This window comes from Bradyrhizobium sp. BR 10261, assembly GCF_019455395.1.
In the GTDB taxonomy this organism is placed as follows: Bacteria; Pseudomonadota; Alphaproteobacteria; order Rhizobiales; family Xanthobacteraceae; genus Bradyrhizobium; species Bradyrhizobium manausense.
The window spans coordinates 46,136-67,110 of the sequence record NZ_JACOFQ010000012.1; the positions used below are offsets into that span (position 1 = coordinate 46,136).

Genomic DNA, 20,975 nt, shown 5'->3' on the forward strand with positions numbered 1-20,975 from the left:
TTGTTACCTATAACCCCGCCACGCCGAAACACCTTTCCGGGACAGAATGGCCGAACCAGCGACCGACACGATCCTCGTTCTCAACGGGCCGAACCTCAATGTGTTGGGGACGCGGGAGCCGGAGAAGTATGGCCATGCCACGCTGGCCGACGTCGAGAAACTGTGCCGGGAGACCGCGGCGAGCTTTGGCATCAAGGCCGACTGCCGGCAGTCCAACCGCGAAGGCGAACTGATCGACTTCATCCACGAGGCACATGGGCGCAAGACGAAGGGCATCATCATCAACGCCGGCGGCTATTCGCACGGCTCGATCGCACTGCACGACGCGCTGCTCGCCGTGCAGATCCCGACGGTCGAAGTGCGCGTGACCAACATCCACGCCCGCGAGAGCTTCCGTCACCACTCCTACACCGCGCGCCCGGCCTTGGCCTCGCTCTGCGGCTTCGGCATCGAGGGCTACCGCCTCGCTATCCAGGGGCTTGCCGCCAAGCTCGGCACCAGGCCCAAAGCCTGACGCTCTCTCTTCACCCAGAACATTCGGATCAAAGAACATGGCGCGCCAGCCAGACGACAAAGCAGCCGCAAAGTTTTCCAGCGACGATTCCGCGCTCGTCCGCGAGCTCGCTCTGCTGCTCGATGAGACCAGCCTCACCGAGATCGAGATCGAGCGCGCCGGCCTGCGCCTGCGCGTCGCCCGCAACATCAGCGTTGCCGCGACCATGCCGATGCCGGTTGCGGCCGCAGCCCCCGGGGCCGTCGCAGCTCCCGCCGCCGCGCCTGCGGCCGCAGGCGTCGCAGACGTCTCCAAGCATCCAGGCGCGGTGACCTCGCCGATGGTGGGTACCGCCTATTGGGCGCCGGAGCCCGGCGCCAAGCCGTTCGTCGAGGTCGGCTCCAAGGTCTCGGTCGGCCAGACCCTGCTGATCATCGAGGCGATGAAGACCATGAACCAGATCCCCTCGACCCGATCAGGCACCGTGACGCAGATTCTGGTCGAAGACGGCCAGCCGGTTGAGTTCGGCGAGCCGCTCGTCATCATAGAATAACGCGAATGGCGAATTGCGAATAGCGAATGGCGTCAGCCCTCCCTACTCGCCTTCGCCACTCGCCATTCGCTGCAGGACAACATGTTCGACAAGATCCTCATAGCCAATCGCGGCGAGATCGCTCTTCGCATCCTGCGGGCCTGCAAGGAGCTCGGGATTGCGACCGTCGCCGTGCACTCCACCGCCGACGCCGACGCCATGCATGTGCGCCTGTCGGACGAGAGCGTCTGCATCGGGCCGCCGCCGTCGAAGGACAGCTATCTCAACATTCCCGCGCTGCTCGCGGCCTGCGAGATCACAGGCGCCGACGCCGTGCATCCCGGCTACGGCTTCCTGTCGGAGAACGCGCGCTTCGCCGAGATCCTTACCGAGCACAATCTGCAATTCATCGGTCCCAAGGCCGAGCATATCCGCCTGATGGGCGACAAGATCGAGGCCAAGAAGACCGCCAAGCGGCTCGGCATTCCCGTGGTGCCCGGCTCCGACGGCGCGGTCGGTCCCAACGATGACGCAATGGCGATCGCCAGGAGGATCGGCTTCCCCGTGCTGGTGAAGGCGGCCGCCGGCGGCGGTGGCCGCGGCATGAAGGTCGCACAGAGCGAAGCGGATCTGCAGATTGCGCTGTCGACGGCGGCCAACGAAGCGAAATCCGCGTTCGGCGACGCCTCGGTCTACCTGGAAAAATACCTGCAGAAGCCGCGCCACATCGAGATCCAGATTCTCGGCGACGGCCGCGGCGGCGCGATCCATCTCGGCGAGCGCGACTGCTCGTTGCAGCGCCGTCACCAGAAGGTCTGGGAGGAAGGCCCCTCGCCCGTGCTGGCTGCTGCGGCGCGCGCCAAGATCGGTGAGACCTGCGCCAAGGCGATGCGCGAGATGAAATATCTCGGCGTCGGCACCATCGAATTCCTCTACGAGGACGGCGAGTTCTATTTCATCGAGATGAACACGCGCATCCAGGTCGAGCATCCCGTCACCGAGAGCATCACCGACATCGACCTCGTGCTGGAGCAAATCCGGATCGCCGCCGGCGGCGAGCTGCCAGCCCGGCAGGACGAGATCCAGATCATCGGCCACGCCATCGAATGCCGCATCAATGCGGAGAACCCGCAGACCTTCCGCCCTTCGCCCGGCCGGATTCTGCAGTATCACCCGCCCGGCGGCCTCGGCGTGCGCATCGATTCCGCGGTCTATCAGGGCTACCAGATCCCGCCTTATTACGATTCTCTCGTCGGCAAGCTGATCGTCCACGGCAAGACCCGCGCCGAATGCCTGATGCGCCTGCGCCGTGCGCTGGACGAGATGGTGGTCGAGGGCATCGAGACCACCCTGCCGCTGTTCCGCGATCTGGTCCGCCAGGACGACATCATCAACGGCGACTACCACATCCACTGGCTGGAACAGTACCTCGCCGGCAAGACGGAACCGTCCGCGAAATAATCGTTACCCTGGCCGGGAACCCGTTGGGCCCCATCGCGTTTTGGACGGTGGGCAGTTCCAAGGGGGCGTTTTGACTTCCAGATATGATCCAGCGAGATCGTCGTGACCGCGGAGGGGCAGCGACGTCGCGCATTTTGGCAGATCCTGCTGTTCGCGGCCGGCCTCGTCGTGCTGACCGCGATCAGCGCAGGCTCCGTCTATCTGGTCAACGAGGCGCGCAACGACAACAAATGGGTGGTTCACACCATCGAGGTGGAGAACCAGGTCAATGCATTGCTGCTCGAGGTCCGTCGTGCCGAGAGCGGCGCGCGTGGCTACCTGCTGACCCGGGAGGCGGGTTTCCGGACCGATCACGAAAAGGCCGTCGCCGCGATCATCCCTGCGCTCGACAGGCTGACGCGCCTGATCGGCGACAATCCGGCACAACGCAAGAATATCGAGCAGCTTAGTGCCGCGATCGAAACCCGCCTCGGCCAGTTCGCGCGCGAGATCGATTTCGTGGGCCAGGGTCAGCCGGAGAAGGCCACGGCGCTCGTCAGCGAAGCCGCCAGCGCCGGCACCACGATCGCCATCGGCAGCGCCGCGAGCGCCATGATCCGCGAGGAGGAGCGCCTATTCCAGCTCCGCACGGCCAACGCCGACCGCAGCCAGACGCTGGCTGCCTCCCTCACCGGCATCGGTTCCGGCCTCGTGGTGGTCCTGGCCCTGATCTCGATCTGGCTGGTGCGGCGTTCGGCGCGCATCCGCGACGAGGCCGAGGCACAGCTGCGCGATGCCAACGTCAACCTGGAGGCCACCATCGACGAACGCACGGCAGACCTGCGTGAAGCCAACGACGAGATCCAGCGCTTTGCCTATATCGTCAGTCATGACCTGCGCTCGCCGCTGGTCAACATCATGGGCTTCACCAGCGAGCTCGAAGAATTGGGCAAGGACATCTTCCGACGAATCGCAGGGCTTACGCGTGTGCCGGCCGGCGGTCCACCGGTCGATGCCGCAGAGATTCCGCTCGAGGACGCCGACAAGCAGCTGTCGGCGGATTTTTCCGAAGCGCTCGGCTTCATTAAATCTTCGATTGCCCGGATGGACCGGCTGATCTCGGCGATCCTCAACCTCACCCGCGAGGGCCGGCGCGAGTTTCAGCCGGAGCGGATCGACACCCGCGACTTCATCGAGGCCATCGTCTCCTCGCTGGCGCACCAGGCGGCCGAAGCGCAGGCCGAGATCCACATCGAGCCGTTGCCGAATATCGTCAGCGACCGCCTTGCACTGGAGCAGATTTTCTCCAATCTGATCGATAACGCGATCAAGTACCTCAAGACCGGGGTTCCCGGCGAGATAAGAATTCGCGGGCGCACCAAGCTTGGCTACGCTATCTTCGAGATCAGCGATAATGGCCGTGGCATCGATCCCAGGGATCATCAGCGGATTTTCGACCTGTTCCGGCGTGCTGGAACCCAGGACAAGCCCGGTCAGGGCATCGGTCTTGCCCATGTCCGTGCACTTGTGCGCCGCCTCGGCGGCACCATGTCGGTATCGTCGGAACTGAATGCGGGCAGCACGTTCACGATCACGCTGCCCATCAATTGGAACGCCAGCAACCGGAACGCGGACCGATGACATTGCCCGTCACCATCATCATGATCGAGGACGACGAGGGCCACGCCAGACTGATCGAGCGCAATATCCGCCGCTCCGGCGTCAACAACGAGATCCTCTCCTTCACCAACGGCAACTCGGCGATGAAGCATCTGTTCGGCCCTGATGGGACCGGGCTCGCTCAGAAGGGAAATGCGCTGCTGATTCTGCTCGACCTCAACCTGCCCGACATGAGCGGCATCGACATCCTGAAGCAGATCAAGGAAAACAAATATCTCAAGGCCTCACCCGTGGTGGTGCTCACCACCACCGACGACAGCCAGGAGATCAAGCGCTGCTACGAGCTCGGCTGCAACGTCTACATCACCAAGCCCGTCAATTACGAGAATTTCGCCAATGCCATCCGGCAGCTCGGCCTGTTCTTCTCGGTCATCCAGGTCCCGCCCGCCGCTTCATGACCCAACAGCGCACCCCGACACTGCTCTATATCGATGACGACGACGCACTGGCGCGCCTGGTCGATCGCGGCCTCACTCGGCGCGGCTACAAGGTCGTCCATGCCGCCAGCGGCGAGGAAGGCCTCGAGCGCATCCGCAACGCCAGCACTCAGGGCTGCATCGATGTCGTGGCGCTCGACCAGTACATGCCGGGTCTCGACGGGCTCGAGACGCTCGAGCAGATCATGGCTATCCCGGACGCCCCGCCCGTGGTCTTCGTCACCGCCTCGCAGGATTCCAGCATCGCCGTCACCGCGCTGAAAGCAGGCGCGGCCGACTATCTGGTCAAGGACGTCAAGGGCGACTTCATCCCGCTGCTGCATGTCGCGGCCGAAGGCGCGCTGCGCCAGGCCGAGCTGCAGCGCGCGCGCGAGCAAGCCGAGGCCGAGATCCACGCCTCGCGCGACCGCTACGCCGCGCTGGCCGCCGAACGCGAGCTGCTCTTGCGCGAGGTCAATCACCGCGTCGGCAATTCGCTGCAGATCATCGCTTCGCTGCTGCACCTGCAGGCGAGCTCCGCCGCACAGGACGAGGTCAAGGCCGCCCTCACCAACGCGATGGGCCGCGTTGCGGCCGTCGCCCAGGTGCACCGCCGCCTCTACACCTCGCAGGATCTGAAGAGCGTGATGCTCAACCAGTATCTCGATTCCCTGCTCGAGGACCTCCGCCGCTCCGCCGAAGGCAACCGGATGTCGCGCCTGACGGTGCAGGCCGAGCCGATCGAGATCGACCCCGACCGCGCCGTCGCCGTCGGCATCATCGTCAACGAGCTGGTGATGAACGCGGTGAAATATGCCTATCCCGATGGCGCCGGGCCCATTCACGTCGAGCTGACCTCGCAAGGCGAGGATCTGCTGCTGTCCATCAGCGACGACGGCGTCGGCGACAACGTCAAGGCCGATCCGCGCTCCACCGGCATGGGCCAGCGCATCGTCGCCGCCATGGCTTCCAAGCTCGATGCCACCGTCGAGCGCGATCCGAACCATTCCGGGACCCGCATCCTGCTGCGGTTCCGCACCCCCGCCATATCAGCCCAGGCGAACAGCGCCGCGGCGGCAAGCTGAGCCCGGCTCCGCCCCATCGCACCGGCATCGCGATCCTGCTATTGTAGCGATCATGACTTCGCGCGACTCCGCCTCATCCGAAATCACACCCGCCGTGCTGCTGCGCGCCTATGCCTGCGGCATCTTTCCGATGGCCGAGAGCGCGGACGACCCGACCCTGTTCTGGGTCGAGCCGGAAATGCGCGGCGTGATCCCGCTCGATGGCTTTCGCGTCGCCTCGCGCCTGGCGCGCACCGTGCGCTCGGACGCGTTCCGCGTCACCGTCAACACCGCGTTCAAGGCAACCATCGCCGGCTGCGCGGCGCCGCAGGCCGGGCGCGAGGACACCTGGATCAACAAGCGCATCCGCGACCTCTATGGCGGCCTCTACGAGCTCGGCCATTGCCACAGCGTCGAGGCCTGGCAGGGCGACGACCTCGTCGGCGGCCTCTACGGGGTGAGCCTGGGGCGTGCCTTCTTCGGCGAGAGCATGTTCCACACCGCGCGCGATGCCTCCAAGGTCGCGCTGGTGCATCTGGTCGCGCGACTGATCCATGGCGGCTTCGAGCTGCTCGACACCCAATATGTCACCGAGCATCTGAAGAGTTTTGGTGCGACCGAAATCTCGCGGCGGCGCTACACCGCGCTGCTCGACAAGGCGCTCGCCGGCGAGCCCGGCGATTTCCTGCGACTCTCGTCAGGCGATGCGATCCCCGGCGCACGCGCGCTCGAGATCATCGCCTCGCGGCAGTAAATCAGCCTTACCGGCTGCCAAACCCCGGGGGATTTGGCCTAGCGGCCAAACCCGGGAATACCGAACAGGCCAGGTCGCTGCTCCGGCGGCGGAGGTGGCGGCGGGGCCGCCTGCGGCGGTGGCGGCAGAGGCTGCGGCGGGCGCTGCTGCACGGCCTGCTTGGGCGCGGCCTTCTTCTGCGCCGGAGGCGGTGGTGGGGGCGCGGCCGGCTTGGTTGCGGGATCCGGCGCTGCGGTCGCAATGGTCTGCTGCGGCTCTTTGCAGTCGGTCAGCCAGATATCGTAGATCGGGTGCTCGACGCCGTGCAGGCCGGGGCTCGCGGCATACATCCAGCCGGAGAAGATCCGCTTCACCTCGCCCTGCAAGGTGATCTCGTCGACCTCGACGAACGCGTCGGTGTTGGCGGCCTCGGTGGCGGGGCGCGTGTAGCAGGCATCGGTCTTCACCCGCAGCGCGCCGAATTGCACGGTCTCGCCGATATCCTCGTCGAAATTGATGATGCGGCCGGTGATCTTGTCGAGGCCGGAGAAGGTCGCCTTCTTGTTCACGATCTTCTGGGCCGGCGGCTCGGTGACGACCTCGTCGCCCGGCTGCAGGCTTGCGGGGGCCTGCGGCACGGCGCCCTGCTGGGGCCCGCCCTTCTGCTGCGGCTGGCGCTGGCCAGGAACGGCACCGGGAGCTGCGCCCGGCTGGCCCGGCCCGCCCGGCGGCGCAATCGCCACGGCCGGCGGCTGGTTCTGGGGAGCAATGGTGCTGCCCGGCGGCGGCGCCAGCGGCTGGGTCTCGACCGGTCCGGGCATGGCATTGCCCTGGCGCGGCATCGGGCGCGACGGCAGCACACGGCCCTGCGGCGGCAGCTCAGGCACCTCTTCGTCGTCGTCCGGGGTCGGGGCCGGCTGCGGCTGTCCGCCACGGGGAATGGTCCCCGGCGGGCGCAGCGGCGGCGGATCGGAGAAGATCGTGCCGATCTGCGCCTGCACCGGCGTTGCGACTGTCAGCGCGCTGGCAGCCAGCAGCGCCGCAAGGCCTGTCAGGGTAAAGGTTTTGAACATCTCGCGCGGCTTCAACAGCGAATCGGGCTTGTTGGACATTCTACAGGGGATACCGCCGCTCGCAGGCCAACCGGTTAACACGGCGAATACGGCGGGGAAAGGGCGCATTCCTGCCCTGCCGGCCACCCGCTGGCCATCCCGGCTCCTGGATGGGATAGTTGGAGGCCTCTCCCCGGGGGCCGAAGCGGGCATTGCCACCCGTCCAACGATAACCAGAAACCACCGAAGTCGCCCCCATGCCCATCGTGCTCGATCCCGACGCCGCCGCCGTCTACCGCGCCTTCCAGGAGGCTGGCCGCCCTCCCTATGAGACGCTGACCCCTGCGGAAGCGCGCGACGATTACCTCCGGGCCCGGTTTGCCACCAACCCCGAGCCGCCCGAGCTGGCCCGCGTCGCGCCGACGTCGATCCCGGCACCCCACGGCGCAATCCCGGCACGGATCTATGTGCCGAAACAGCCGCGCCTCAGGGATGGGCTGGCGCCCGCGCTGGTGTTCTTCCACGGCGGCGGCTGGGTGATCGGTGATCTCGATAGCCACGACGTCGTCTGCCGACAACTCGCCGACGCAGGCGCGCTGATCGTGATCGCGATCGACTACCGCCGCGCGCCGGAGCATAAGTTTCCCGCCGCAACCGATGATGCGATTGCCGCGACCAAATGGGTGGCTGCGAATGCGCGCGAACTCGGCATCGACCCTGCACGCCTTTCGATCGGCGGCGACAGCGCCGGCGGCAATCTCGCGGCCGTCGTTGCGCTGGCCGCGCGCGATGGCGACGGCCCCAAGCCCGCGGGCCAGGTGCTGATCTATCCCGCCGTCGACTTCGCCATGACGCACGGCTCGCACAGCGAGCCAGAGACCAGCGTGCTGCTGACGCATGCGGTGGTCCGCTGGTTCCGCGACCATTATCTCAATGGTGCCGCCGACATCCATGACTGGCGCGCCTCGCCCGCACGCGCCGAAAACCTTGCAGGCCTGCCGCCGGCCTATGTGCTGACAGCCGGAGCCGATCCCCTGCGCGACGAGGGCAACGAATACGCCGCGGGTCTGAAACAGGCTGGCGTATCCGTCACCACCAAACATTTCCCGGGCCAATTCCACGGCTTCTTCACCATGGGCAGACTGCTGCAACAGGCCAATGTCGCCGTGAGCGAGATCGGCGCCTGGCTGAAGGCGTTGGGCTGACAACGCCACCATCCTGATGTCATCAGCGCTTCAATCCCTCTTCGCCCTTCCGCTGCGTGGCCTGACCTGGCTCGGCAGCCAGGGCACGCGCGCGGTCGCCGCAATCGTGTTCATCGCCGCAGCCGTGCCGCCGCTCGGCGCGTTGTTGCGTCCCTACGTCACCGAGGCGATCCTCGTCCTGCTCTGCATCTCTTTCATGCGGGTCGATCTCGTGGCGCTATCAGGCCATCTGCGCCGGCCCGCGCTGGTGGCGGCCGCCACCGCCTGGACCACGATCGGCGTGCCGGTCATCGTTGGTTTGATCGCTCATGCGACCGGGCTCACCGAGCACGCGTCCGGCCTGTCGCTGGCTCTGATGCTGCAGAGCATGGCCTCGCCGATGATGGCCTCTCCGGCGCTCGCCGCCCTGATGGGCCTCGATGCGACGCTGGTGTTGGTCACGCTGGTGACCGCAACCGCGATCGTGCCGTTCACCGCCTCGCTGTTCGCAAGCCTGTTTCTCGGCGGCATGCTCAGCATTTCCCCGCTCACGCTCGGCCTGAAACTGCTCGGCATCCTCGCGGCATCGCTGCTGGCGGCGACCGTCATTCGCTGGCTGTTCGGCACCGAGACGATCCAGCGCCACAAGCTGCCGATCGACGGCTTCAACATCATCATCCTCTTCATCTTCGCGGCCGCCGTGATGGGCGACGTGATCAGCGACCTGATCGCGCGGCCGGTCTTCACCATCGGCCTCGCAGCCCTGTCCTTCACGATCTATTTTGCGCTGCTTGCCATCACGACCTTGCTGTTCCGCCGCATCGGCACCGAGCGCGCGCTGGCGCTCGGGCTGATGGTGTCACAGCGCAATCTCGGCCTGATGCTGGCCGCGACATCAGGCGCGCTGCCGCCGACGACCTGGCTCTATTTCGCGATGACGCAGTTTCCGATCCATCTGGCGCCGTACTTGCTGACACCGATCGCGCGGCGGCTGACGGCGCGGGCGGAAACGTCCAGCCCGGTGGCTCCAAGCAGCGCAACTTGAAAGCTGCCGTCTGGAGGGCGCGGAAGCATTATGGATTGCGCGACTTCTTTTTCTTGCACTCCGCCAAGATCCAGTCGTGGAACGCCTTCATCGCATGCGAGAGCCGCTTGGATTTGAGCGACGTGAGCCAATAGGATCCCAGAAAGACTTGGTCGTCATAGGGGCAAACCAGCCGCTTGCGTGACAGATCGTCCGAAAACAACGCGACCGGCAGGAGCGCGACCCCGGCGCCTTGCGCCGCGGCATGCGCCAGGGAGACCGACGAGTCGAAGGTCGGTCCGGTCATCCGCGGTTGCCTGCATTTGACCGCCTCGAACCATTGCGCCCACTCGCCCGGCCGGTACGACCGCAACAACACCTCCTTATGGAGGTCGACTGGATCTCTCAGGCGCTTGGCCACATCAGGCGCGCACATCGGTGTGAAATGGGCCTCGACCAGCCGCTCGGCGTTCGTTCCATGCCACGCGCCGTCGCCAAATCGAATGGCGTAGTCCAACCCTTCGCCGCCGAGGTCCACACGGTTGTTGTTCGCAAAGATTCTGACATCGACATTCGGATGATCAGAGGTGAAGCTCCTGAGACGCGGAAGGAGCCAGCCGGATGCGAACGTTCCGACAACGCCAACTGTCAGCATTTCGCGCATTCGACCGTTCTCGAACCGGTCCAGCACCTGATTGATTCGGCCGAACGCATCCGAGATTGCAGGCTGCAGCGCCTCGCCTTCTTCCGTAAGAGCGAGCCCGCGGGTCAATCGCCGGAAAAGCTTGACGCGCAGGCTCTCTTCCAGAACCCGCACCTGCTGGCTCACGGCCGCCTGCGACACCCGCAGTTCGAGACCGGCCTTGGTGAAGCTGAGATGGCGCGCGGCCGCTTCGAACGAGCGGAGCGCATTCAGGGGCAGATTGGAAATATTGGCAGGGCGACGGGCCAAGTCCGATCCAGCTTTTTTCCGATCCAAGTTTTACTTATGGATGGCCTTACGAACCATCGTTTGTCAATCGCCCGAGCGCGACGCAAAACCTTCCCGCATTCATGGGAGTTCTCGATGCTTACACGACGTCAATTCAGCTCATCCGCATGTGCGATCGCCGGAAGTCTGTTCCTGCCTGATGTTTCGGTTGCCGCGTCAGATGGAACTGCACCGCTCATCGAGGCCATCAGGCAGCTGGAACTGAAGAGCGGAGGTCGACTCGGCGTCTCCGTGCTCGACACGAATACGGGCGTTCCCATCCATCACAGGGGAGACGAACGCTTCCCCATGTGCAGCACATTCAAGGTCCTGGCGGCGGCAGCAATATTGAAAGGCGTGGGCAGCAAGCTGGAAGGCCTTGAACGGCGCGTTCGTATCGAGCAGGCCGACCTCGTCGAGTACTCGCCCGCCACGAGCAAGCATGTCGGCGGAGAAGGAATGTCGCTTCGCGAACTTTGCGAGGCTGCCATCACCCTCAGCGACAACACGGCCGGCAACGCACTTCTGAAAAACATTGGCGGTCCCGCCGGCTTGACCAGTTTTGCGCGCAGCCTCGGCGACGAGACGACCAGGCTGGACCGGATTGAAACCGAACTGAACGAAGCCGCGCCGGGCGATCCCCGCGACACCACCACGCCGAATGCGATGGCGGCAAATTTCCGACGCCTGCTGCTCGGTGATGCCCTCGTTCCTGAAGGGCGCGATCAACTGATCAAATGGCTTGTGGCCAACAAGACCGGCGACAGCCGTTTACGCGCGGGCCTGCCGCAAGGCTGGCGTGTGGGCGACAAGACCGGTTCGGGTCAACGCGAAACGGCCAACGACGTCGCGATTGTATGGCCACCCGAGCGTTCGCCGATCATCATCGCGGTCTATCTCACCGGCGCATCGCTCGATCCCAACGGACGAAACGATGTGATCGCATCCGTTGGTCGGGAGGTCGGCAAGGCCTTTGGGTGACGATCGTGTGCCCGCCCTACCCCGCCCGTGCCGCTGTCGATCCCGGCCCCTACGGCGCGGAGATGTGCGGGGCTACTCCGGCAAGCCAGCGGCTCGCAAGGCCGATGCGATCTGCTTGCGCACGTCGTTTGAACGGAAAGGAACAGCCTGTCGGCCACGCGAAGCGTGGTAGTCCGGCTGAAGCTTCAACAATTGCGCCGCCGCTTCGCGGGCTTCGACAGCATGTCCAGCTCGGACCGAGTTCGCAATATAGGCTTCGAGCATATTTGTGTCGGCGGTGAACTGGAATGCCTTCACCGCCAAGGCGCATCCTTCCTCGAATCGTCCCTGACAAAAGTGTGCAAACGAGATTCCCAACCAAGCAGTTGCTCGTAATGGATCAAAAGGACTTAACCTGATCATTCGGTCGAAACTCTCAATGGCGAGTTCTGGTTCACCACACATCAGCGCCACCCATCCCCGGGAGTACCAAGCGATGGCGAGATTTGGGTTGAGAGCGACCGCCTGCTCGACCATCAACAATCCACGATCATATTCCTGCCCAAAGTACGTCAGCACATGGCCGCACCTGGCCAATGTGAAAGCGTCGAAATTTGCCGCTCTTGCACCCAAGCGAGCAAACTGAACCGCATCCGCTCGCATTTCCTCTGTCAGAGGCAAGCCGCTGGTCACTTGCTGCACGAGAAATGTCCACGCAGCCATGGCAAATGCTGCGGCGTATTCTTCGTCTCGTTCAAACGCTTCCTTAAAGAAGGCCCGCGCAAGAGGTTGCGCCCTCCGACTTGTCCCCAGCGCCATACCCCGCAAGAAGAAATCGTAGCTGTCCAGCTTTTCGGTAGGTTTCCGTCTCGATCGTTCGATTTCCGCCTGCTCGAGTTTCGGAGCAATCAGCCCAACGACCTTTGCTGTGATTTGGTCTTGCAGACCAAAAACGTCCTCGAGCGCACCATCAAAATGGTCAGCCCACAAATGTCGATCCGTCACAGCCTCTAGAAGCTGCCCGGTAATGCGAACCCTGCTTCCGGCTTTTCTAACGCTTCCCTCTAATACGTAGCGGACGCCGAGTTCTCTACCGACCTGCTTTACGCTGACAACGCGCCCCTTGTAGGTGAAGCTCGTGTTGCGACCAATGACGAACAGCGATTTGAACCGGGACAGTGCAGTCGTGATCTCTTCAGTCATGCCATCGGCAAAATATTGCTGCTCGGGATCACCGCTCATATTCTCGAACGGCAGCACCGCGATGGACGGTCTATCGGGAAGCGCGAGAGTGGGTGCTTCCGGTCCTGGCCTGCCCCCAGGGCCCATCGGCTCTCTGGTCTCACTCTCCGCCACGGTTCCGATGAACCGGACGCCCTTGCGCGGCAGGGTCTTGATGAGGCGTTGCTCTTCACCGGAATCGCCGATCGCAATTCGGGCGGCATTCAGGCGGGTCGTCAGCGCAGCGTCGGACACGATGCGGCCCTTCCAAACGGCGTTCACCAGGTCATCCTTGCTGACGACCCGATCCCTGTTTCTGATCAGGTAGTCGAGCAGGTCAAATACCTGGGGTGCGATCGCGATGAGGCTATCCCCGCGATGCAGCTCGCGCCGGTCGGTGTCGAATGCGTACTCTTCGAACAGATAGCGCAAATTCTGATCCGTTGAGTGAGCCGGCCGACCGGAGGTTGGTCCTGGCGAAAACCGCAAGAATAAGCTGCTGAAAAGGAAAATGTAAGCTGCCGGTCAAGCGTGGCTGGATCTCCCCTGGCAATCTCGTGCGGGTGCAGATCTTCCAGAGGAGACAGGGCAATGAGCACGATCTACAGCACCAGCTGGCTCGAAAGAACCTCCGCATCAACGCGGTCTGTCTGCAGCCTTTTCTGGGGGTGCTGGGATGCCTTCCAAGAATGGAGTGATAGGCAGAAATTACACGCTATGTTGTCTAACTTGAGTGATAGGGAGTTGATGGACATCGGCGCTTCGCGCGGCGAGATCGACTACGTCGTCTCAAACAGCGACATCGGCCCGCGAGGCATCCGGAGCCGCGTCCACCCTCTCGCCTGAGGCCCACCGGCCTCCATTGGACCGCCTACCCCGCCCGTGCCGCGCGCCGCAACGCCTGCGGCGGCTGGCCGAAGGCGCGGATGAAGGCGCGGCGCATGCGCTCGGGGTCGCCGAAGCCGGTTGTTTCGGCGACGCGCTCGATCGCCTCGCGCGAGGACTGCACGCGCTCGCGGGCGACCTCTATCCTTAAGCGCTCGATCGCTTTCGATGGTGTCGTGCCGGTCTCGGCGGCAAAGGCGCGGGCGAAATGTCGCGCGCTCATGCCGGCGCGATCGGCGAGGTCTTCCACGGTCAACCTCGCGTCGAGATTTTCCCGCGCCCACGACAACAGCCCACCGAAGCGGCCGTTCGGCGTCTTCAACTCGAGCAGCGACGAGAACTGCGACTGGCCGCCGCTGCGGCGATGGTAGAGCACGAGCTGGCGTGCGGTCGCTTGCGCGATCTCCTCCCCGTGGTCCTCGGTGACCATCGCCAGCGCAAGATCGATGCCGGCGCTGATGCCCGCCGACGTCCAGACGTTGCCGTCGCGGGTGAAAATCTGGTCCGGCTCGAACTTCACCTTGGGATAGCGCGCGACGAATTCGCGCGTGCGGCCCCAATGCGTGGTGGCGCGGCGGCCGTCGAGCAGGCCGGCCTCCGCAAGCACATAGGCGCCGGAGCAGACACTGGCGATGCGCACGCCGCGCCTGGCCAGCCGCTGCACGAAGGCGAGCGTCGCAGGACAGCCCGCCGGAGCCGACACGCCCGCGCCGCCGGCCACGACCAGCGTCGTGATCGCGTTCGCCGCTTTGAAATCGCGCGCCATCATCTCGACGCCGGAGGACGAGCGCACGGCGCCCGCATTCAGCGCCAGCACCCGCAGCGCCAGAGGCTTGCCGCTGGCGCGTGCCGCGATCTCGAACACCGAGATGGGACCGGCCGCATCGAGCAACTGGAAGTCCCGGAAGATCAGGATGCCGATCATGGTTTTGTCCGAAAGTGAGGGAAATACGCCATTTTGGACAGGATGGCATCATGCCATTTTGCGCCCGTCAAGTTCTTTTTCGGAGGCTCTCATGTCGGCACCGCTCCAGATCGGACTTCTGGTGTTCCCGCGCGTCACCCAGCTCGACTTCACCGGCCCGCTGCAGGTGTTCTCATCCCTCCCCGGCGCGACCGTGCACCTGATCTGGAAGACGCTTGATCCGGTGCCGAGCGATTCCGTGCTGATGCTGACGCCATCAGTGACATTCGCCGACTGCCCGCAACTGGACGTGATCTGCATTCCGGGCGGGTTCGGCACCGATGCGCTCCTGAATGATGAGGAGACGCTCGACTTCGTGCGCAAGCAGGCTGCGAACGCCAAATTCGTCACCTCGGTCTGCACGGGATCGCTGGTGCTGGGCGCGGCCGGGCTTCTGAAGGGCTACAATGCCGCGACCCATTGGAGCGCAATGGAGATGCTGAATTTGTTCGGTGCGACACCGACGAAGACACGCGTCTGCGTCGATCGCAACCGCGTCACCGGCGGCGGCGTGACCGCGGGGATCGATTTCGCTTTGACGCTGGTCTCGCTGCTGGTCGACCGCACCACTGCCGAGGCCATCCAGCTCCGCCTCGAATACAATCCCGCGCCGCCCTTCAATTCCGGCTCGCCCGATACGGCTCCGGCCGAGGTGCTCGCGCTCATGAAGGAGCGGATCGCGCCATTCCAGGCGCGGCGCTTGGATGCGGCCAAGCGGGCGGCTGAGCGGCTGATGTAGTGTGTCCCAACGCTGCGCTGCGCCGGGGCATGAGACCGGAGTTTTGACGCACAGCTGCATCAATGTCGTCATTGCGAGCGCAGCGAAGCAATCCAGACTGCCTCTGCGGAAAGAGGCTGGATTGCTTCGCTGCGCTCGCAATGACAGAGCCCGCGGCCCCGCTCTTCTCCCCCCAACCCAACAGAAAAAGGCCGCTCGGTTTCCCAAGCGGCCTTTCCTGTCTCACGGCGGCGCACATTCTCATCGGGCGATGTCGGAGCTTCCAGACCGGGGGCCTATCTCCCGATCGAGTCCTTCCTCGGCAGCCGCTGCATTTCGGGACAGTCGCGAACTGTTGCCCGCACCGAACGCGATGGTCTCCCATCTCCGTAAGATGGGCTCATTGAGCCGCATTGCTCGTGCGGGCGCAACGGCCCGGCAGCCGGCATCCCCGCTGATCCCATTGTCCACAGCGACGTCGCCAGGATGCGTATGCATCCAATCCGGAAGATGAAGAAGGCTGGAGCTAACCAGGCGTCCAGGGCTGGTAGTCGCCGGTCGCCTTCGGCCGCCTGCCGCTGGCCAGCGTCGAGCCCGCGGGCCGGTACGCGTTAGGTGTGCCCGTCAGGTTCGGCTGGTGCGGCTTTTCCCACTCGCGCGGCTGGTAATTGATCTCCGTCGGCGGGGTGTCGACGACGTGATGAATCCAGCCGTGCCATTCCGGCGGAATGCGGCTGGCCTCTGCATAGCCGTTATAGATCACCCAGCGCCGCTCGAAGCCGAGCGTTGGATCGATCTTGCCGCCGGCGGTGCGGTAGTAACGGTTGCCCTGCTCGTCCTGGCCAACCAGCTCCCCGAACCTGGAGGTCCAGAGTTGGGTGCCAAAGGTCTGGCCGTTCCACCAGGTGAAGAGCTTCAGGAAGAATTGTTTCATGCGGCAAGGGCCCTGCTTCGTGGGGTCCTGATGCCATCCGGACGGCCAAATGTCCAGTTCGGCGGCTGTGGCCATGCCCTGCCCAAATGCAGTGACGGGGCCGCCAGAACGACCACAAAGAGAACGCCGCGCCTCGGACGCCATCCGTTCACGCTGGGTACAGCAGCCCGGTGGGAATCTGCGGTCCATGCGCAAACCGGCGTGATCCCAGGAACTGGTGCCCTCTCAAGGGATTTGCTTTTCGGGAAAAGGAGTTTGAACATGAACAGTCTGAGAGTTTTGGGTGCGGCCGCAACGCTGGCACTCGTACTGCCGATGGCGACGCCGAGCTTCGCCCAGGGCCACGGCGGCCATTTCGGCGGCGGTGGCGGTGCTCACTTCAGCGGAGGTGGTGCTCACTTCAGTGGTGGCGGTGCTCACTTCGGCGGCGGCAGCTTTGGCGCCGCCCGCCCCGCCGGTGGCAATTTCGCTGCCAGCGCAGCCGTACGTCCGTCCGGAGGAGCGACCGGCTTTGCGGGCCGCAACTTCGCAGCAACCGGGGGCCAATGGAATGGCGGCGGCGGCCACTGGAACGGCGGTAATTGGCACGGCGGCTGGCATCACCATCATGGTGGCGGCTTCTGGCCTGGTTTCGCGGCGGGCGCAGCGATCGGCGGACTCGGCTCATACGCCTATTATGGCGGCCCGTATTACGGCGATGGCTACTACGACGACGGCTATTATGACGACAGCGCGACCGTCGCCGTGGTGCCCGACACAGGTGGCGATTCGTCGGCCTATTGCGCCCAGCGCTACCGGTCCTACGACCCGGCCTCGGGCACCTATCTCGGCTATGACGGCTTGCGTCATCCCTGTCCGTAGGACGGCCTGACGATCATCATTCGAGGGCGGCGCCGATGACAGGCGCCGCTCTTTGCCTGACCGAGCCTTCGCCAATCGGCCCATTTGCCTCGACCTGTCGTTGTAATCAGATGAAATTCACCTGCGGCACCGTCCGGCATCGGGAACTCGCAGGGGCCTATGCATTGCTCCGTGCATATCTTTCGGTCCAATCCAAAATTGACCCGGCGTACGATTCGCCTATATCACCAGTCGCTGTGGGGACTTCGATCTACTGGAAAAGGTCATGCCGCGTATTCTCGTGGTCGATGACGATCCGATGGTCGGCGCGACCATCGAGGTCCTCCTCCTGCGCCAGGGCTTCGACGTCACGTTGACCGACGGCGGCGAAACGGGCCTTGCTGCGCTGGAAGCGCAGACGTTTGACGTGATGCTGGTTGATATCTTCATGCCGCATATGCGCGGATTTGAATCGATCCGCATCTTCCACGAACGCGCGCCGGCGATTCCGTTGATCGCCATGTCGGGCTACGCCTTCGCCTCATCCGCCTCGCCCTCCCCGGACTTCCTGCGTATGGCGCTGGAGCTCGGGGCGACGCGCTGCCTGCGCAAGCCCTTCACGCCCGAAGCGCTGCTGGCCACGATCCGGGAATGCCTCGGCGAGAGCGCGCCGCCAAAGGACCAGAAAGAGGTCCCTTGATCCCCTCGCAGCGCGTCATTCTCGGTGCTGGACTTGCCGTTCTCCTGCTCATCACCGCCGCCTCGATCGGTCTCGATGTCAAGTCGCGGTCGGACGCCGCCCAGGTCAACCGCACCGTCGAGGTGCTGAAGAAGGTCTCGGATCTGCGTATCCTGCTCCGCCGTGCCGAAAGCGCCGCGCGCGGCTACGAGATCTACCGGAGTTCAAGCTTCAACGACGAATTCCAGACGGCGCGTGCCCGGATCGCGCCCGCCCTTGCCGGCCTCAAGCGCAACATGCGCGACAATCCGGATCAGCTCGCGCTGCTCGAGAGCACCGAGCCGCTAGCGCTGCGCCGACTCGACATCGCCGCGGAGGCCATGCGCCTGCGCACCGCTAATGACAGCGACGGCATCGCCGCGCTCCAGAGCAAGGGCGAAGGCCGCAGCCTGATGGACGCGGTGATGGGCAATCTCGACCGCCTGAGTTCCGGGGAAGAACGGTCGCTCAACGAGCGATCGCAGGATTCTCGCCGCACCGGCATCGTGCTGCTCGGCATCGACGTCGCCGGCGCCCTGGTGATCCTGTTGCTGGTCGTGATGGTGATGCGCGAAAGCCGGCGTGCCACCGTACAACTTCAAAGCTCGCTCGATCAGACGCAAGCGGCCAAGGAGGCGCTCGAGGTCGCCGTTGCCGAACGCACCGAGCACCTCGTCACCGCTCACGACGAATTGCGTCTGTCGGTCAACGTGCTGCAGAGCACCTTCCGCAGCATGGCGGAGGCGGTGCTGGTGATCGACACGGAAGGCACCGTGCTGCTGTCCAATCCGGCGGCCGAGCGCATGCTGCTGCATCGGGCCGGCATGAACCTCAGGAATCTGAGCGCGCTGTCCGACGTGTTCCACGGCGACGGTGTCACGCCGCTCAAGTCCGACGAGCTGCCCTCGGTGCGCGTGCTGCGTGGCGACGAGTTCGAAGATCTCGAGATGATCGTCCGCCCGCACAGCGGCAACGGCACGCGCCACCTGATGATCAGCGGCCGGCCGATGCGCGACGGCCAAGGCAACATCTCCGGCGCGGTGCTGGTCTATCACGATGCGACCGCCTCGCGTGAAACCGAGCGGCAGCTGTATCAGTCGCAGAAGCTCGATTCGATCGGCAAGCTGACCGGCGGCGTCGCGCACGACTTCAACAACATGCTGACCGTGATCTCGGGCAATACCGAGACGCTGGTGACAGGGCTGAAGGATCAGCCCGAGCTGCAGCGCACCGCGCGCCTGATCGACGATGCCGCCGCGCGCTGCGCCGACCTGATCCAGCATCTGCTGGCCTTCGCGCGCAAGCAGCCGCTGCAGCCGCGCGATGTCGAGATCAACGCCGCCATCACCGACATCGCAAAATTGCTGCGCCCGACCCTCGGCGAGCAGATCCAGATCGAGACCGTGCTCGAAAAGGGACCGATGACCTCGCACATCGATCCGTCCCGCCTCACCAATGCCGTGCTCAACATGGCGATCAACGCCCGTGACGCCATGCCGAACGGCGGCAAGCTGCTGCTCGAGACCCATCACGTCGTGCTGGACGAGGCCTATGCGCAGGCCAATGCGGACGTCACGCCCGGCCCCTACGTCATGCTCGCCGTCAGCGACACCGGCACCGGCATGCCGCAGAGCGTGCAGGACAACGCGTTCGAGCCATTCTTCACCACCAAGGAGGTCGGCAAGGGCTCTGGCCTCGGCCTCTCCATGGTCTACGGTTTCGTCAAGCAGTCCGGCGGCCACATCAAGATCTACAGCGAGGAAGGCCACGGCACCACGATCAAGCTCTATCTGCCGCCTGGCCAGGGCATCGCAGAAGCGGCCGGCGCGAGCGTGCCGCAGGCTGAAGGCGGCGCCGAGACCATCTTTGTCGTCGAGGACGACAATCTGGTGCGCACCTTCGTCACCGCCCAGCTCCAGAGCCTCGGCTACAAGACCGTCGCCGCCGCCGACGGCAAGGCGGCGCTGGAGCTGATCGACGCCGGCCAGGCCTTCGACCTGCTCTTTACCGACGTCGTCATTCCCGGCGGCATGAGCGGCCGCGAACTTGCCGACGAAGTGGCCAGACGTCGGCCTGGTGTGAAGGTGCTCTACACCTCCGGCTACACCGACAACGCCATCGTCCATCACGGCAAGTTGGATGACGGCGTGATGCTGCTGACCAAGCCCTATCGGCGCAACCAGCTCGCGGAGATGATCCGGAAGGCTCTGGGTGGCGCCTAGCGCGTCGCCAGCAGCACCGCGGCGAGCGTGAAGATCAGCCCGGCGATCTGCCCTGACCCGAGCGGCTCGTGCAGCGCGATCGCGGAGGCAACGACGCCGATCACAGGCACCGCCATCGTCCCGATCGCCGCCACCGAGGCCGGCAGGCGCGCCAGAGCTGCAAACCAGCTGACATAGGCGATGCAGAACTGCACCACGGTCGAATAGACCAGCAGCCACCAGCCAACCGGCGTCACCCTGTCCAGATGCGAGGTCTCGACGAGCAGGCCGATGATCGAGATCGGCAGGCAGCCGATGCCGATCTGCCAGGCCGCTGCCGTGATCGGCGGCAGGTGGATCGGGTATTTCTTCGAGAACACCGTGCCGATTGCAAAGCCGAGCGCGCCTGACAGCGCCATGATGATGCCGGGCAGCTTCTCGGCGCTGGCGGCAATGCCGTTGCCGCCCATGATCGAGGCAAGGCCGGCAAAGGCCATCACCAGCCCCAGCGTGCGCAGCAATGTCGGCTGCTCGCCGAGCACGGGCCAGGCGATCAGCGAGGCCCAGACCGGCATGGTGTAGGCGATCAGCGCCGCCTCACTGGCCGGCAGCCAGAGCAGCGCCAGCCCCATCAGCACCATCCAGCCGGTGACGTTGAGGACCGCGGCCGTCAGCAGCCGCGGCCAGATCGCGGGGGCAACCTTCAGGCTGTCGCCGCGCACCAGCGCCAGCAGCGCCAGCAGCGCGGCGCCGAGCACGCCGGTGACGCCGCGTAACGTCAGCGGCGGCAGCTCGCCGATCAGGAATTTGGTAACAGGCCAATTGAATCCCCAGCCGATCGAGGTGATGGCGAGGAACATCAGGCCGGCCGGGGCGATGCGCGGTCGCGCATCCCGGCGAGTCGAATCAAGCATGTGGGCAGTCCGGCAAATCAGCGCTCAGCTTG

At 64.8% G+C, this 20,975-nt stretch carries 21 protein-coding genes; 15 read left to right on the plus strand and 6 right to left on the minus strand.

Features of this window, described 5'->3' with window-relative positions:
- The first annotated feature begins 46 nt into the window (after positions 1–46).
- The 7 genes from aroQ (at position 47) to aat (ending at position 6,379) form a co-directional block, all read left to right on the plus strand.
- Positions 47–514, plus strand: coding sequence for a type II 3-dehydroquinate dehydratase (gene aroQ, locus HYH07_RS15985; RefSeq protein WP_220003367.1), 468 nt, complete (start codon positions 47–49; stop codon positions 512–514).
- Positions 515–551: 37 nt separating this feature from the next.
- Positions 552–1,046, plus strand: coding sequence for an acetyl-CoA carboxylase biotin carboxyl carrier protein (accB, locus tag HYH07_RS15990; RefSeq protein WP_220003368.1), 495 nt, complete (start codon positions 552–554; stop codon positions 1,044–1,046).
- Positions 1,047–1,127: 81 nt separating this feature from the next.
- The gene (gene accC / locus HYH07_RS15995; protein WP_220003369.1) at positions 1,128–2,486 is read left to right on the plus strand and encodes an acetyl-CoA carboxylase biotin carboxylase subunit; all 1,359 of its coding nucleotides are present in this window, start codon (positions 1,128–1,130) and stop codon (positions 2,484–2,486) included.
- Positions 2,487–2,588: 102 nt separating this feature from the next.
- The gene (locus tag HYH07_RS16000) at positions 2,589–4,106 is read left to right on the plus strand and encodes a CHASE3 domain-containing protein (RefSeq protein WP_220003370.1); all 1,518 of its coding nucleotides are present in this window, start codon (positions 2,589–2,591) and stop codon (positions 4,104–4,106) included.
- Positions 4,103–4,543 carry a response regulator gene (locus HYH07_RS16005; RefSeq protein WP_220003371.1) on the plus strand — a complete coding sequence of 147 codons (441 nt, stop codon included), beginning with the start codon at positions 4,103–4,105 and terminating at the stop codon, positions 4,541–4,543. The genes HYH07_RS16000 and HYH07_RS16005 overlap by 4 nt, the downstream gene beginning before the upstream one ends.
- On the plus strand, positions 4,540–5,646 hold the full coding sequence (locus HYH07_RS16010; protein ID WP_220003372.1) for a sensor histidine kinase: 1,107 nt from the start codon (positions 4,540–4,542) through the stop codon (positions 5,644–5,646). Before HYH07_RS16005 ends, HYH07_RS16010 begins: the two co-directional genes overlap by 4 nt.
- A 52-nt stretch (positions 5,647–5,698) precedes the next feature.
- A complete protein-coding gene (gene aat / locus HYH07_RS16015) occupies positions 5,699–6,379 on the plus strand; it encodes a leucyl/phenylalanyl-tRNA--protein transferase (RefSeq protein WP_220003373.1) in 681 nt (226 codons plus the stop codon).
- Positions 6,380–6,417: 38 nt separating this feature from the next.
- Here aat and HYH07_RS16020 read toward each other — a convergent pair whose 3' ends face one another.
- Entirely contained in the window at positions 6,418–7,470 is a 1,053-nt protein-coding gene (locus HYH07_RS16020; protein WP_220003374.1) for a DUF2155 domain-containing protein, read from the minus strand.
- Positions 7,471–7,667: 197 nt separating this feature from the next.
- On the opposite strand from HYH07_RS16020, the gene HYH07_RS16025 reads away from it, so the two are divergent.
- Together HYH07_RS16025 and HYH07_RS16030 are read left to right on the plus strand one after the other, a co-directional pair.
- Positions 7,668–8,615, plus strand: a complete 948-nt coding sequence (locus HYH07_RS16025; protein ID WP_220003375.1) for an alpha/beta hydrolase — start codon at positions 7,668–7,670, stop codon at positions 8,613–8,615.
- 16 nt (positions 8,616–8,631) lie between these two features.
- Positions 8,632–9,639: a Na+-dependent transporter gene (locus HYH07_RS16030; protein ID WP_220003376.1), complete on the plus strand. Its 1,008-nt coding sequence runs from the start codon at positions 8,632–8,634 to the stop codon at positions 9,637–9,639.
- 28 nt (positions 9,640–9,667) lie between these two features.
- On the opposite strand, the gene HYH07_RS16035 is transcribed toward HYH07_RS16030, so the two are convergent.
- A complete protein-coding gene (locus HYH07_RS16035; RefSeq protein WP_228749582.1) occupies positions 9,668–10,570 on the minus strand; it encodes a LysR family transcriptional regulator in 903 nt (300 codons plus the stop codon).
- Between the two features lie 114 nt (positions 10,571–10,684).
- Between HYH07_RS16035 and bla the strand changes: the two genes are divergently transcribed.
- Positions 10,685–11,569, plus strand: coding sequence for a class A beta-lactamase (bla, locus tag HYH07_RS16040; protein ID WP_220003377.1), 885 nt, complete (start codon positions 10,685–10,687; stop codon positions 11,567–11,569).
- A gap of 72 nt (positions 11,570–11,641) precedes the next feature.
- On the opposite strand, the gene HYH07_RS16045 is transcribed toward bla, so the two are convergent.
- Positions 11,642–13,201 (minus strand): winged helix-turn-helix domain-containing protein, encoded by a 1,560-nt coding sequence (locus tag HYH07_RS16045; protein WP_220003378.1) that lies wholly within the window; start codon positions 13,199–13,201, stop codon positions 11,642–11,644.
- Positions 13,202–13,360: 159 nt separating this feature from the next.
- On the opposite strand from HYH07_RS16045, the gene HYH07_RS16050 reads away from it, so the two are divergent.
- Positions 13,361–13,615, plus strand: coding sequence for a DUF1127 domain-containing protein (locus HYH07_RS16050; protein ID WP_220003379.1), 255 nt, complete (start codon positions 13,361–13,363; stop codon positions 13,613–13,615).
- A 25-nt stretch (positions 13,616–13,640) separates the two neighbouring features.
- On the opposite strand, the gene HYH07_RS16055 is transcribed toward HYH07_RS16050, so the two are convergent.
- The gene (locus HYH07_RS16055) at positions 13,641–14,579 is read right to left on the minus strand and encodes a GlxA family transcriptional regulator (protein ID WP_220003380.1); all 939 of its coding nucleotides are present in this window, start codon (positions 14,577–14,579) and stop codon (positions 13,641–13,643) included.
- A gap of 91 nt (positions 14,580–14,670) precedes the next feature.
- Between HYH07_RS16055 and HYH07_RS16060 the strand changes: the two genes are divergently transcribed.
- Positions 14,671–15,357, plus strand: a complete 687-nt coding sequence (locus HYH07_RS16060) for a DJ-1/PfpI family protein (protein WP_220003381.1) — start codon at positions 14,671–14,673, stop codon at positions 15,355–15,357.
- A 505-nt stretch (positions 15,358–15,862) separates the two neighbouring features.
- Here HYH07_RS16060 and HYH07_RS16065 read toward each other — a convergent pair.
- Positions 15,863–16,270, minus strand: coding sequence for an NADH:ubiquinone oxidoreductase subunit NDUFA12 (locus tag HYH07_RS16065; RefSeq protein ID WP_220003382.1), 408 nt, complete (start codon positions 16,268–16,270; stop codon positions 15,863–15,865).
- Positions 16,271–16,531: 261 nt separating this feature from the next.
- Between HYH07_RS16065 and HYH07_RS16070 the strand changes: the two genes are divergently transcribed.
- From HYH07_RS16070 to HYH07_RS16080, 3 genes are all read left to right on the plus strand, one after another.
- The gene (locus HYH07_RS16070) at positions 16,532–17,131 is read left to right on the plus strand and encodes a BA14K family protein (RefSeq protein WP_220003383.1); all 600 of its coding nucleotides are present in this window, start codon (positions 16,532–16,534) and stop codon (positions 17,129–17,131) included.
- A 265-nt stretch (positions 17,132–17,396) separates the two neighbouring features.
- Positions 17,397–17,810: a response regulator gene (locus tag HYH07_RS16075; RefSeq protein WP_220003384.1), complete on the plus strand. Its 414-nt coding sequence runs from the start codon at positions 17,397–17,399 to the stop codon at positions 17,808–17,810.
- Complete coding sequence (locus HYH07_RS16080) at positions 17,807–20,050, plus strand: CHASE3 domain-containing protein (RefSeq protein WP_220003385.1); 2,244 nt, start codon at positions 17,807–17,809, stop codon at positions 20,048–20,050. Before HYH07_RS16075 ends, HYH07_RS16080 begins: the two co-directional genes overlap by 4 nt.
- Here the strand turns inward: HYH07_RS16080 and HYH07_RS16085 are convergent.
- Positions 20,047–20,943, minus strand: a complete 897-nt coding sequence (locus HYH07_RS16085; RefSeq protein ID WP_220003386.1) for a DMT family transporter — start codon at positions 20,941–20,943, stop codon at positions 20,047–20,049. The two genes, HYH07_RS16080 and HYH07_RS16085, sit on opposite strands and share 4 nt — an antisense overlap.
- Between the last annotated feature and the right edge of the window lie 32 nt (positions 20,944–20,975).